We start from the raw sequence: 13,212 nt of genomic DNA, 5'->3' as shown, positions 1-13,212 counted from the left end.
GTTGGATGTACTGGATGATGTACTACGTTTTGGTCATTGGGAAGGTACAGCGTGGTACGCGGCGATACGCCAATGACGCCGCATTCAGGGCGTCATGGCTGTTTGTGGTATCGCGCGGTTTTCGGCGGGAATCCACTGTGGAATCCTTGAAGATTTCCACGCTGTCAGAACTCTGAGTGAATCAATAATGCGCGCAGTTTAACAGCATGACCGCTACAAGGCTTGCAGGCGTTCATGCAGCCGCCCGGTGGCGATCAGTTCCAGCAATTCGTCGCCCAGCCGCTGGCTTTCGGCAATGGCCTTGTACCAAAAGCGTTTGCGCCCCGCGGCATCACCCATGAAACGCTTGAAGTCGTTGCGGTCTGGCAACTTGCCGAAGGGCAGGGCGGCCAGATAGTGCGGTGAGGGCGTCATCAGCAACACGTTCTGCAGCCGCCTGGCATCGCCCTTGCGCCAGGGCAGCGCCTTGTCGAACCAGCCGGGTATGACCTTGTCGGTGAAGTGCGGGTACAGCACCAGGTCGTCGCCGTGGTAAGGCAGGTCGAGGTGGTAATCGAGCAAGCCGCCGTCGCGGTAAGTACCGGCGCCCGCCCCAGGAATATCCTTCACTCCCTGCATGACCATCGGGATCGAGCCCGAGGCGAGCAGGGCCTGGCGCAGGTTGGCCAGGTCCAGCGGCAGGCAGCGCGAAGGGAAGTCGGTCAAGGCATCGAGCGGCGGCGCGCTACGCCCGTCATGCAGGATGATGCGCTCGAAGTGGCGCGCCAGGCGTGCCCGGCCCAATAGATTGCTGGCGACCACCGAGCCCAGGCCGAGGCCCAGGCGGGCACGCTGGTCGTGGGCGAGCTGACCATGGCTTTTCACCACCAGGATGTTCAGGCGATAGTGCGGGTTGGCCAGCAACTGGGCGTCGCGGCCCTGCAGCAGGTCATCGAGCATTGTTGCGCAACTGCGGCTGATTTCGGCCGGTGTTACCCCTTTGGCGAAGTCTTGCTCGGTATACAGTTCGCCAAGCCGGCGGATGCCGGCCACCGGGTCTTGCAGGCAGGCACTGGCGAAGCGCCAGGCGCCGATCGAGGCGCCGATCAGTGCGCGTTGGCGCGGTGCCGACGGTAGCCACTCACCGAACAGGGCCAGGTCCAGGCCTTGGATGCCGAGTGGCTTCGGCCCGCCCGCTGCGCCTGGCAGCACACCCACATCGGCCGCCTGTAGCCCGCGCTCGCGGATGTGCCGTAGGGCACGGTGGCCCGCCTTGAACGTGAGCGCAGGGTATTTGATGTGGATGGCGCTCATGACGGATCTCCTGGGTATCGAGCCGGTGATTATAAGGTTCGGTGAAGCGAATACTGCGTAGCGATGCAACGGCGCGGTGGAACATCACACGGCCCCGCAGGCTGCGCTATCATGCCGCCCGTTGCTTTCAGGTTGAATTAAGGACCGCCGGGTAATCTTAACCCCGTAGACAACTTGTACAGCTCTCAGGAGAGAAGCACGATGAAAACCTTGACTGCCCTGTTCACCGCCGCCGCCCTTGCCCTGGGCGCCAATGCCGCTTTCGCCAAGGATGTGCAGCCCGACGAAGTGGTCAAACTGGTAAACGCCAAGACAATCAAGTCGCTGGACGAACTCAAGGCCACTGCCATGGCCAAGCACCCCGGCGCTACCGTTACTGATTCCGAGCTGGAAGACGAGTACGGCCGTTACATCTACAAAGTCGAGCTGCGCGATACCCAGAACGTGGAATGGGACGTGGCACTGGACGCCAAGACCGGTGAAGTGGTGAAGGACGAGCGAGACAACTGATGCGTCGCTTACCACGGCTAGCGCGCTACCTGGCGCTGGCGCTGCTGGCCGTGTGCTCGCTGGCAGCCGCCCGCGACCTCGACCAGGATGAAGCCCTGAAACTTCGGCAAAAGGGCGTCATCCTGCCACTCGAACAGTTGCTGGAAACTGCCCTGGGGCGTTACCCCGGGGCGCGTTTACTGGAAGCCGAACTGGAAGAGGACAATGATCGCTACGAATATGAGGTCGAGCTGCTGACGCCTGCTGGCGTGGTTCGCGAAATCAAGCTTGACGCCAGCACCGGCGCCCTGCTCAAAGATGAGGAAGACGACTGAATGCGCCTGTTGCTTGTCGAGGACAACGTACCGCTGGCCGATGAGCTGATTGCCGGCTTGCAACGCCAGGGCTATGCCGTGGACTGGCTGGCCGATGGCCGTGACGCCGTGTACCAGGGCCAGAGCGAGCCTTATGACCTGATCATCCTCGACCTCGGCTTGCCGGGCATGCCGGGCCTGGAGGTGCTCGCCCAGTGGCGTGCCGCTGCGTTGGCCACGCCGGTGCTGATCCTGACCGCGCGCGGCTCTTGGGCCGAGCGTATCGAAGGGTTGAAGGCAGGGGCCGATGACTACCTGAGCAAGCCGTTTCACCCCGAGGAGTTGCAGTTGCGCATACAGGCGCTGTTGCGCCGTGCCCGCGGCCTGGCCAACCAGCCCAGGCTGGAAGCGGCCGGCTTGCACCTGGATGAAGGCCGCCAATGCGTGAGCCGCGACGGTGTAGATATCCAGCTGACCGCTGCCGAGTTCCGCTTGCTGCGCTACTTCATGCTGCACCCACAGCAGATCCTGTCCAAAAGCCACTTGGCCGAACACCTGTACGACGGTGAAACCGAGCGTGACTCCAATGTATTGGAGGTGCACGTCAATCACTTGCGCCGCAAGCTGGGGCGCAGCGTGATCGAAACCCGCCGTGGGCAAGGTTACATCTACGCCGGGAGCGCCGAGTGAAGTCGATCCAGGCGCGCTTGAGCCTGGGCCTGGTCGCTGTGCTGGTGGTGGTGGGCGTGGTGTTGGCACAACTGACCCTGTGGTTGTTCGAAGCCGGCCTGCAACGCTACCTGGAAAACGGCCTGCGCAAGGAAAGCGAGAACCTGCTGGTGGCCCTGGTGCGGGGGCCGTCTGGCCTGCAGCTGGACGAGCGGCGTATCTCGGCGGCTTACCAGCGGCCGTTTTCCGGCTACTACTTCCGCATCGACTTCGACCAGGGCACCTGGCGTTCTCGCTCGTTGTGGGACCTGGATATGCCCAAACCGCCGGCCCCAGGGCTTTCCGACAGCCATGAGCTGCGGCCGGAAGGGCAGCACCTATTGGCACTGCGTGCCGACTACCGGCGCCTGGGGCAGGATATTTCCATCAGCGTGGCCCAGGACTATTCCCCGGTACGCCAGGGATTCCGGCGCCTGCAACAGATCGGCCTGGGCATGGGCCTGGTGGCGTTGATCCTGGTGCTGGTGCTGCAGCGCATCACCGTCACCCGCTCATTGCGGCCGCTGGAGCGGGCACGCCAGCAGATCGCCCAGCTGCAGCAGGGGCAGCGTTCGCAACTGGATGCCGAAGTCCCCAGCGAGCTGGCCCCGTTGGTGGGGCAGATCAACCATTTGCTCAGCCACACCGAAGACAGCCTGCGCCGTTCCCGCAATGCCCTGGGCAACCTTGGCCATGCGCTGAAAACACCGCTGGCGGTGCTGCTCAGCCTGGCGTCGAGCGAGCGCCTCAAGGATTTGCCGCAAGTCAGCGCGCAGATGCGTGAGCAACTGGAGCAGATCCAGCAACGCCTGGCCCGTGAGTTGAACCGGGCGCGCCTGGCCGGCGACGCCCTGCCAGGCGCGCAGTTCGATTGCGATGCCGAGTTGCCCGGCCTGCTCGAAACCCTGGGCATGATCCATGGCGAAGGTTTGCTGCTGGCCAGTGATGTGCCGCCCGGGCTGTCACTGCCATGGGACCGGGAAGACGTTCTGGAGCTGCTGGGCAACCTGCTGGACAACGCCTGCAAATGGGCTGACAGCGAAGTGCGCCTGGGGGCCGAGGCGGATGCCGAAGGGTATCGGCTGTGGGTCGATGATGATGGGCCGGGCATTCCCGAGGGGCAGCGCCAGCAGGTGCTGGGGCGCGGGTCGCGGCTGGACGAGCAGGTGGACGGGCACGGCCTGGGCTTGGGCATCGTGCGTGACATCGTGGAGGCCTGGGGAGGGCAGTTGGCGTTGCAGCAAAGCCCGTTGGGCGGGCTGCGGGTGAGCCTGAACCTGCCGCGCAAGGCCTAGTGATCCCGAGCCGCGCCTGCGGCTGCGGCGGCCTGCTTTGCCGATAGGCACTGCAAAAAAATTGCAGTACAGGCGCATTTTTTTGAATTGGCCCAATCGCGCCGCTGCCGGCACAATGCCTTCACGAAACCGCGTGGTTTCCATCTCTCCATGGACGGAGCCCCTTGTGATATTGCCTGCGCAATACCAGGCCCAGGCAGCTGCCCTGGGCTTTCTTTTCAAACCGAAAAAAACACGACCCCGATAGTTCAAATGCCTGCCTCGCGTTCCGAAAGTCGTCTGCTGCGGCTATTGCCGCCCGCCCTGAATATCCCCCCCAAAGAATGGTTGCGTGCTGGTATTGGTGCACTGCTTAGTTTGTTCCTCGCCGGCTGGCTGACCAGCATGGCCTACGGCCCGGGCATTGCTCTGCACTTGCTCGGCCCGTTGGCCGCGTCGGCGGTGCTGGTGTTCGCGGTGCACTCTGGCCCGTTGGCCCAGCCTTGGCCGGTGCTGGGCAGTTACGCCCTGGCAGGCGCTGTTGGCCTGGCCATGCGCCAGGGGTTCGGCCCCGAGTTGTGGGTGGCCGCCGTGGCGCTGGGGATCTCGATCCTGGTCATGTGCCTGCTGCGCTGCCTGCACCCCCCGGGTGGCGGGGTGGCCGTGAGTGCGGTACTGGCCGACCCGGGCCTGACCGCCCTGGGCGACCACCTGTTGCAACCGGTGTTGCTCAATGCACTGATCCTGGTAACGGTGGCAGTGCTCTACAACCGCCTGACGGGTGTGCGCTACCCCAAAGGCGCGGTAATCCGCAAGGACCTGCACCATACCCATGACCCGCTGCCTACCGAGCGCGTTGGCGTGCGCAGCGAAGACCTGGACCATGCCCTCGAAGAGCTGGGCGAGTTCGTGGACGTCACCCGTGACGAACTGGAGCGCATCATCCTGGCCACCGAGCAGCATGCCTTGCAGCGCAGCCTGGGCGGCATCACCGCGGCGTCAGTGATGTCTGGCGATGTGCAATTCGCCAGCCCCGACACGACGCTGGAGCAGGCCTGGGCCATGCTGGCCAGCCATCATCTGAAAACACTGCCGGTGCTGCAGCACGGCAAACTGGTGGGCATTGTCAGCCTCAGCGATCTGGTTGGCCCGGCCATGCAACGTGGCCGCTTCACCTGGCGCGGACTGTTCGGCCGCCCGCCCGTGCGCCTGGCCCAGGTGATGATGCAGCCAGTGGTCAGCGTCAGCAGCCAGCACCCGCTGGAGCGCCTGCTGCCGCTGCTGTGCGAACAAGGCCTGCATTGCCTGCCGGTGCTCGACGATGGCCGCCTGGTGGGGGTGATCACCCAGACCGACCTGATCGCCGGCCTCAAGCGCCAGTTGCTCAGCAAGGCCCAACAGGTTTCAGAGAACAGGGTCCCAGCGTTGTGACCAGTCGCTTGCGCCGGCGGCCACCAGCCGGCGCAGCACGCTGAACGCCTGTTGCAGGGCTTCGCTGTCGCGTTTGCGCGGGTAGACCAGATAGGTTGGGTAGGTGAATTCCGGCGCGTGCGGGACTCGCTCGAAAACCCCGCTGTCGAGGTAGGCTTGAACTACCCGTGTGCGGAAGTAGCCGCTACCGCCTTGGTCGAGAATGAACTGCAGCGCCAGTGGGCCGAGGTTGAAGCTCAGCGCCGGGCGCGCGCAGTCGGGCAAGGCGGCGTCATGCTGGCGACGGAAGGCCTGGCCCCAGTCGATGTAGATATACGGCTCTGGCCGATCGACCCGGCGCACGCGGATCAGCTTTTCTTCCATCAACTGCTCGACCTGCAAACCCGGGCCATAGGTTGGCTGGTAGACCAGCGCAGCGTCCAGCAGGCCCATCTCGACCTTGCGCAGCAGCGCCTCGCCGTCGCTGACCTCGCTGCGGATTGCGTGGCTGGGCAGTTCGCGATGCAGGGCGCTGACCCAATCGAGCATCATCGGGTTGCCCAGGCTCACTTCACCGCCTACATGCAGCACCTGCTGGCAGCCCTCGGGCAGCGGCAGGTCACGGCGCGCCGCCTCCCAGGTCTGCACCAGTTGGTTGGCGTAACTGACGAAAGCTTCGCCATCGCAGGTCAAGCTGGCGCCACTGCGGCTGCGCACGAACAACTGGCAACCCAGCTGCTGTTCAAGGCGCTGCACCCGGGCGGTGATCGCCGTTTGCGAAACGAACAGTCGCTCGGCGGCAGCGACCAGGCTGCCGCAACGCACGATCTCCAGAAAGGTACGGGCCTGTTCGATATCCATGGGCTGCTCGGTGGCTTGAGGGGGGCCTATTCTAGGGGTTTTGCACCGAAATAGGGCGCATTGGCGCGTTATGCAAATTTGCAGGTCGGTTGTGACTTTAGTCGCCTGGCGAGGCGGGCGGTGCAGGCCATACTTCAGGTTCGCCCTTCAATAACAACAAAATCGGGTTCCCTTCGATATGAGCTACCAGCACAGCTACGCCCAGTCCATCTCCGACCCTGCCGCTTTCTGGGCGGAACAGGCCGCTCAACTGGCCTGGTATCAAAAACCTGCCCAGGTCTTGCAAGAGAACGCCGATGGCACCCACCGCTGGTTCGCCGATGGCCGGCTCAATAGCTGCTACCTGGCCCTCGATCACCAGATCGAGCAGGGCCGCGGCGAGCAGTTGGCGCTGATCTACGATTCGCCGGTGACTGGCGTGCAGCAAACCTACACCTACCTGCAGTTATGCGACGAGGTGGCGCGCCTGGCCGGCTTGCTGCGTGAACTGGGCGTTAACAAAGGCGACGGCGTGATCATCTACATGCCCATGGTGCCGCAGGCGGCCATGGCCATGCTGGCCTGTGCGCGGATTGGTGCAGTGCACTCGGTGGTGTTCGGTGGCTTCGCCGCCAACGAGCTGGCCCTGCGCATCGATGACGCGCGGCCGGCGCTGCTGCTGACGGCTTCCTGCGGGCTGGAGTTCGACAAGGTCATCCGCTACAAGCCACTGGTCGACCGTGCGCTGCAACTGGCCAGGCATCAGCCGCGCTCGGTACTGGTGCTGCAGCGGCCGCAGGTGAAGGCCGATCTGCTGCCAGGGCGCGACCTGGATTGGCAGGTGGCGGTGCAAACTGCCAAGCCGGTTGAGCCGGTAGCGCTGGATGCCGGTGACCCGCTGTACATCATGTACACCTCGGGCACCACGGGCAAACCCAAGGGCATCGTCCGCGAAAACGGCGGCAACGCGGTGGCACTGTGTTACGCCATGCGCCATATCTATGGCATGCAAGCCGGTGATGTGTGGTGGGGCATTTCCGATGTGGGCTGGGTGGTGGGGCACTCGCTGATCGTCTACGGGCCGTTGATGAGCGGCTGCACCACGATATTCTACGAGGGCAAGCCGATTCGCACGCCAGACGCCGCTGCCTACTGGCGGGTGGTCGAGCAGTATCGGGTCAATGCGCTGTTCTGTGCGCCCACGGCCATGCGTGCCATTCGCAAGGAGGACCCGCAGGGCGAACGGGTGCGCACCCATGACCTCAGCTCGCTGCGCCATGTGTTCCTGGCGGGTGAAAAGCTCGACTCGAGCACCCATCAATGGCTGGAGCAGGTGAGTGGCAAGCCTGTGCACGACCATTGGTGGCAGACCGAGACCGGCTGGCCAGTCACTGCGCCCTGCGTGGGGCTGGAGGGCAGCGCGGCACGGCCGGGTTCGAGCAACCGCGCCGTGCCCGGCTATCACGTGCGTGTGCTGGACGACGAAGGGCGCCTGCTGGGCCCCCACCAGCAGGGCTCGATCGTGATCGCCCTGCCATTGCCGCCCGGTTGCAGCCAGACGCTGTGGGGCGACCACGCACGTTACCTGCAGGCCTATCTGCACAGCTACCCTGGCTACTACCACACGGGCGATGGCGGCTACCTGGACGATGATGGCTTCGTTTACATCATGGGGCGCACCGATGATGTGATCAACGTGTCCGGGCATCGGCTTTCCACGGGGGAAATGGAAGACCTGGTGGCGCGCCACCCTGCGGTGGCCGAGTGCGCGGTGATTGGCGTGCATGACGAAATAAAGGGGCAGGTGCCGTTGGCGCTGGTGGTGCTCAAGGACGGCGAGGGCATTGCCGAGGCGCAGTTGCTGGTCGACCTGGTGGCCAGCGTACGCGAGGAAATAGGCCCGTTGGCGTGCTTCAACCGAGTGCGACTGGTGAAGCGCCTGCCCAAGACCCGGTCCGGGAAGATCCTGCGGGCGGTGTTGCGCAAGATTGCCGATGGGCAGGACTACGTCCCGCCTTCGACCTTGGACGACCCGGCAGTGTTGGGGGAAATCGAAGTGCTGCTGGCTGATCTGCCCAGGGCGGTGTAGCCCTGCGGCCCGACCACCTGCAGCTGCCCCAGGCGGCTGCGGGTGCGCATCAGGTCGGCAAGCGGCCCACCCAGGCTTTCTTTCAGTGGTCGTTTGCCGATCACCGTCACCTGCCTGTCCTGGTCGTACAGCACATCCACCAGGTTGACGAAACGTTGTTGCGCCGCCAGTGAGCAGTCCGCCAGGTCATCCAGCCCATCGATGACCCATTCGTCGTACTGCTCGGCCAGCACCAAGTAGTCGATCACCGCCGTGGCCTTTTCGCACAGGTCGTCAAAGCTAAGCACCACGCGCCGGCCATCCACTGCCAGGGCGCGCAGTGGGCGCTTGTTCACGTTCAGCTGCACTGGCCGTGGCGCGGGCACCTGCAACGCCTGGCGCTGCGCGGCAGTGCCGGGCCATACATAATGCCCCTGGGTGAACCGCTGCTGCTCGCGGTTGGCCGGCAGGCTGCGAAAGTCGGTATCGCCACCGACTTCGAGGACCTCCATCGAGCTGTTGATCAGGCGGATCACCGGCAGGAAACGCTCATGGTACAGGGGGTTGGGCAGCAGCCCCTCAGGCGCGTAGTTGGACGTCACCAGCAAAAACACCCCGCGGCTGAACAAGGCATTGAACAGCCGGGTGAGCAGCATGGCATCGCCAATGTCATGTACATGGAATTCATCGAAACACAGCACCCGGCAATCGCCTATCAGCTCGTCCAAGGTCGCGCCCAGTGCGTCGTCCAGCGCCCGGTGGCGATGCATGCCTTGGTGCAGGCGGGCAAAAAAATCATGAAAGTGCAGGCGCTTCTTGGCTTCGACCGGTACGGCCTGATAGAAGCCGTCGAGCAGCCAGCTTTTGCCCCGGCCGACCGAGCCGTACAGGTACAGGCTACGCGCTTGGCCTTGCTCCAATTGTGCCAGTTGCCTGGCCATGCAGTGGATCACCCGGCGCTGGCCATCGCTGAGCTGATAACCGCGGCTGTGCGCCTTGTCTTCGAACCAGGCGAGCAGTTCGCTCTGATGCGCGGCAGCGCCGCGCAGGCGTTGGCCAAGTTGGCGCAGCGGGGTAGGGATCCAGGCAGGCAAAAGCACAGCTCCTTGGGCATTGACGGGGCAGTGTTCAGCTTGCCCGAGGGCGGCGATTTTGACCAATACAGAAATTGCGCGGCAATCATCACTTCTCGCGATAGGTGTCGCCGCCACGGCTGCCGCTGGGCTATGCCTTGCGTTCCAGCTGGCGCTCGATCATGTACTTCACCGCCAGCCGGCGCTCTTTCAGGTGGCGCAGGTCCTCGTCGACGAAATTGCCTGCCGAGATGGCCTCGGCGGCCAGTACCTGGTTGTCGATATCGACGTACTCATCCAGCAAGCGATCCAGTGCCTTGTCGGCCTGGCGACGTTGTTGAACGATCTCGCGTGGGTAGTGCAGGTCCTGGTAAAGGTCGTGAGAGACAGGCATGGGTTCCTCCTTGGTCAATGCAGATGGGTTATCTGATTTGAAGGGAGGAACGCGAATGTGTTGAAGCGAAGCGAGAAGAAAACGACGGATGGTAGGCGGCGGCGGCAGAAATGACTAAGCCGCTGTTTTTTGGCAATTTTTTTTCATCAGGGGGTTCACAGACCGAAACTTTGTTGTTAAAGTGCCGCGCATTCCAAGACAACACGCAGTTGTCACTCACTTGGAATTGTCAGAGCAGCTCACGCTGCATCCGATACAGGGGCGTCGCCAAGCGGTAAGGCAGCAGGTTTTGATCCTGCCATGCGTTGGTTCGAATCCAGCCGCCCCTGCCATTTCCCAGTTCCAAACGTAACTTGCCCGGTGCTTATTCTGATGAGCGTCGGGTTTTGTCGTTTCTGCGCGTGCGAACTGCCACACCCACTGTGGCCGCAGCGTTGCGTTGGCCCAGGGCCGCAAAGCGGCCCAGCCATTGGTCAGCCCTGGCGCACTGCCAGGCCGCCCAGCATCTCGTTGAGCACCCGCGCCAGTTCATCGGCTTGCACCGGTTTCTGCATCACCAGGCTGCCCGGCAATTCCAACCCTTGCAACTCCGCATAGCCAGTAAGAAACACCACCGGCAGGTGCGGGCGCCGCTCGCGGGCTGCCAAGGCCAGTTGCCCACCGTTGAATTCCGGCATGGCGAAATCGGTCAGCAGCAAGTCGATCTCGTCATCCAGCAACGCCAGTGCCTGTTCGCCGCTGTGCGCCTGGCGCACCTGGTAGCCGTACTGGCGCAGTACATCGCCGAGCATGTCACGTACTAGGTGGTCATCGTCCACCAGCAGTACGGTCCGGTTACGGCCGCTATCGTTGATCGAAAGGCTGAGCACGGCTGCTGCCGGTTCACTGACCGCGCGGTCTTTCACTGCTGGCAGGTATACCGCCACCTCGGTACCACGCCCTGGCTTGGTGTCGATGCGCACACCACCACCGGACTGTTTGGCGAAACCAAAGACCTGGGCCAGCCCAAGCCCGGAACCCTTGCCGATATCCTTGGTGGTGAAGAACGGCTCGAACACCTTGGCCACCACCTCTTCGCTCATGCCGCACCCGGTGTCGCGAATGCTCAGCATCACGTATTCGCCCCGCTCAGGGTCTTCCGGGCGCTGTGGGGGGGTGTCGATGCAGGTGTTGTGGGTCGCCAGGATCAACTGGCCGCCATCGGGCATGGCATCGCGGGCATTGATGGCCAGGTTGAGAATGATCATTTCAGTCTGGGTCGGGTCGGTCAGCGCCTGCCACAGGCTTGGGTCCAGGTCCAGGCGCACCGAGATATTGCCGCCCAAGGTGCGGCGTAACAGTTCCTCGAGGCCCGCCAGGGTGCGGTTGAGGTTCAGCGGTACCGGTTCCAGGCGCTGGCGACGGGAGAAGGCGAGCAATTGCGAGGTCAACTTGGCACCGCGCTCACCCGCTTCGCGAACGTGCTTGAGGCGCGACCGGGCTTTGTCCAGGTCGCCCCGGGTCAGGTCGCGCTCAAGGAAACTGGCACCGGTGAGGATCACGGTCAGCAGGTTGTTGAAGTCGTGCGCCACGCCGGCAGTCAGCTGGCCGACCGCTTCCAGGCGCTGCATCTGCTGCAAGGCGGCCTCGATGCGCTCGCGCTCATCGATCTGCTCGCGCAGGCGCGCATTGGCTTCGGCCAGGCCCAGCGCGGTTTCGCGCTCGCTGGTGATGTCGCGGGCGACCACGTAAAGCAGGGTGTCTTCGGGCACCACGACCCACGACAGCCAGCGTTGCTGGCCACTGGCGTGAAGGATGCGGCCAACGAAACGCACGCTGGTACGGCCGTGCGCGAGCGCGGCCAGTTCGGTCAACAGCAGTTCCTGATCGCTGTCGGGCAACAGGTGCAACAGCGACGACTGGCTCAGGCGCTCGCGGGAAAAGCCCAGGCTGGCTTCCCAGGCGGGGTTCAGCGCCACCGGGGTGAGGTCCTTGTTCAGCACTGCCAGCAGATCCTGTGACAGCTCCCAGGCGCGGTCGCGTTCACGGGTACGGCGTTCCACCCGCTCGCCCAGCATTTCGTTGAGCTGGCGCAGTGCCTGGGTGGCCAGGCGCTGGGTGTTGATGTCTTGCAGCACGCCGGAAAAGCGCACGCACTGGCCGTTGACGAACTGGCTCTGGCCACTGCTAAGCAACCACCGCGGCTCCTGGCCGCTGGGTTGGGCAGTGCGAAATTCCACCCGGTACTGGCCACCGCTTTCGGGCAGCATGGCGTATTCGACAGCATTGCGCACCAGCGCAAGGTCGTCTGGGTAGATGCCGTCGTAGAACACCTGCATGGTCATTTCCATGCTGGCGGGCAGGCCGAACAGGGTCTTGCAGCGCTCGTCCCATACCAACGAGCCATCTTGCGGGCGCAGGTCCCAGGTGCCCATGCCCGCGGCGTCGATGGCGATGCGCGCCCGCGCCTCGACATCGACCAGCGCCTCTTCGGCGCGGCGCCGGCGCTGGCGCTCCTGCACTTCGGTCAATGCCCGGCGTACCGCCTTGGGCAGTAGCGGCAGGTTCTTCTTCAGCACATAGTCGGTAGCGCCCAGGCGGATCATTTCCACGGCGTGCTCTTCGCCGTAGATCCCGGAGAGAAAAATGAACGGGGTATCTGCGGCCAGGCGCTGGGCAATGGCCAGCACCTCGGTGCCGGACGAGCCCGGCAGCACGCAGTCGCAAAGGATCAGGTCGTAGTGGTCCTGCTCCAGGGCATGCTCGACGCCCGTATGGTCGAATACCAGATGCGATTGCACATGCAGCCCGCTGCGCTCCAGGCGCATCAAGGTCAGCTCGGCGTCCATCGAGCTGTCTTCGACCATCAGTAGTTTCAACGGCGTTTGCGGCATCGTTGCGGCGGCCTCAATTGCTACCGCGACGGTTCAGCCGCAGCGAGCCAGGTGGTGGTTCATTCAGTACGGCCCAGAAGATTCCCAGGTCGGAAATGGCGGCGACGAATTCCTTGAATTCCACGGGTTTGACCACATACGCGTTCACCCCTAGCTCGTAGGCGCGCAGCAGGTCGGGCTCTTCGCGGGACGAGGTCAGCATGACCGTGGGGATGCTACGTAGCTCGGCAGTGGCGCGCACTTCCTTGAGCACCTCCAGGCCGTCGACTTTGGGTAGCTTCAGGTCCAGCAGCATTACAGCAGGGTTGCCGTCATCACGATCGGCATAGGCGTTGCGGCGCAACAGGTAGTCCAGCGCCTCGGCACCGTCGCGCAGGACGATGACCTCGTTGGCCAACTGGCTACGCTCCAGAGCCAAAAGCGTCAGCTCCAGGTCTCGTGGATTGTCTTCGACCAGCAGGATGGGTTTGAGCATG

Annotated in this window: 11 protein-coding genes, 1 tRNA gene and 1 pseudogene; 7 read left to right on the top strand and 6 right to left on the bottom strand. The window is 63.7% G+C overall.

Features of this window, described 5'->3' with window-relative positions; translation table 11 throughout:
* Positions 1–213: 213 nt before the first annotated feature.
* Positions 214–1,293, bottom strand: a complete 1,080-nt coding sequence (locus tag QME24_RS02915; RefSeq protein ID WP_280091192.1) for a patatin-like phospholipase family protein — start codon at positions 1,291–1,293, stop codon at positions 214–216.
* Positions 1,294–1,494: 201 nt separating this feature from the next.
* Here QME24_RS02915 and QME24_RS02910 point away from each other — a divergent pair, with 201 nt between their 5' ends.
* The 5 genes from QME24_RS02910 (at position 1,495) to QME24_RS02890 (ending at position 5,509) form a co-directional block, all read left to right on the top strand.
* Positions 1,495–1,803: a PepSY domain-containing protein gene (locus tag QME24_RS02910; RefSeq protein WP_029886952.1), complete on the top strand. Its 309-nt coding sequence runs from the start codon at positions 1,495–1,497 to the stop codon at positions 1,801–1,803.
* Positions 1,803–2,117, top strand: coding sequence for a PepSY domain-containing protein (locus tag QME24_RS02905; RefSeq protein WP_280091191.1), 315 nt, complete (start codon positions 1,803–1,805; stop codon positions 2,115–2,117). Before QME24_RS02910 ends, QME24_RS02905 begins: the two co-directional genes overlap by 1 nt.
* Complete coding sequence (locus tag QME24_RS02900) at positions 2,118–2,786, top strand: response regulator transcription factor (protein WP_009685936.1); 669 nt, start codon at positions 2,118–2,120, stop codon at positions 2,784–2,786.
* Positions 2,783–4,099 carry a sensor histidine kinase gene (locus QME24_RS02895; protein WP_280091190.1) on the top strand — a complete coding sequence of 439 codons (1,317 nt, stop codon included), beginning with the start codon at positions 2,783–2,785 and terminating at the stop codon, positions 4,097–4,099. The genes QME24_RS02900 and QME24_RS02895 overlap by 4 nt, the downstream gene beginning before the upstream one ends.
* A gap of 252 nt (positions 4,100–4,351) precedes the next feature.
* Positions 4,352–5,509: an HPP family protein gene (locus QME24_RS02890; RefSeq protein ID WP_280091189.1), complete on the top strand. Its 1,158-nt coding sequence runs from the start codon at positions 4,352–4,354 to the stop codon at positions 5,507–5,509.
* On the opposite strand, the gene QME24_RS02885 is transcribed toward QME24_RS02890, so the two are convergent.
* Complete coding sequence (locus QME24_RS02885; RefSeq protein ID WP_009685932.1) at positions 5,483–6,349, bottom strand: LysR family transcriptional regulator; 867 nt, start codon at positions 6,347–6,349, stop codon at positions 5,483–5,485. The two genes, QME24_RS02890 and QME24_RS02885, sit on opposite strands and share 27 nt — an antisense overlap.
* 178 nt (positions 6,350–6,527) lie before the next feature.
* On the opposite strand from QME24_RS02885, the gene QME24_RS02880 reads away from it, so the two are divergent.
* On the top strand, positions 6,528–8,417 hold the full coding sequence (locus QME24_RS02880; RefSeq protein ID WP_054904142.1) for a propionyl-CoA synthetase: 1,890 nt from the start codon (positions 6,528–6,530) through the stop codon (positions 8,415–8,417).
* Positions 8,418–8,422: 5 nt separating this feature from the next.
* Here QME24_RS02880 and zapE read toward each other — a convergent pair.
* Together zapE and QME24_RS02870 are read right to left on the bottom strand one after the other, a co-directional pair.
* A pseudogene (gene zapE / locus QME24_RS02875) lies at positions 8,423–9,490 on the bottom strand (cell division protein ZapE); the annotation flags it as partial.
* Between the two features lie 130 nt (positions 9,491–9,620).
* Entirely contained in the window at positions 9,621–9,863 is a 243-nt protein-coding gene (locus QME24_RS02870; RefSeq protein WP_009685928.1) for a DUF465 domain-containing protein, read from the bottom strand.
* Positions 9,864–10,120: 257 nt separating this feature from the next.
* On the opposite strand from QME24_RS02870, the gene QME24_RS02865 reads away from it, so the two are divergent.
* A tRNA-Gln gene (locus QME24_RS02865) sits at positions 10,121–10,195 on the top strand.
* Positions 10,196–10,336: 141 nt separating this feature from the next.
* Here the strand turns inward: QME24_RS02865 and QME24_RS02860 are convergent.
* Positions 10,337–12,736, bottom strand: coding sequence for a response regulator (locus tag QME24_RS02860; RefSeq protein WP_054904141.1), 2,400 nt, complete (start codon positions 12,734–12,736; stop codon positions 10,337–10,339).
* A 13-nt stretch (positions 12,737–12,749) separates the two neighbouring features.
* Positions 12,750–13,211: a response regulator gene (locus QME24_RS02855; RefSeq protein ID WP_009685925.1), complete on the bottom strand. Its 462-nt coding sequence runs from the start codon at positions 13,209–13,211 to the stop codon at positions 12,750–12,752.
* Position 13,212: the final 1 nt, after the last annotated feature.

This window comes from Pseudomonas sp. PARCl1 (assembly GCF_947311875.1).
GTDB classification, from domain to species: domain Bacteria; phylum Pseudomonadota; class Gammaproteobacteria; order Pseudomonadales; family Pseudomonadaceae; genus Aquipseudomonas; species Aquipseudomonas juntendi.
Note: the sequence above shows the minus strand (reverse complement) of the source record. Positions and strands in the feature narration are given on the sequence as shown.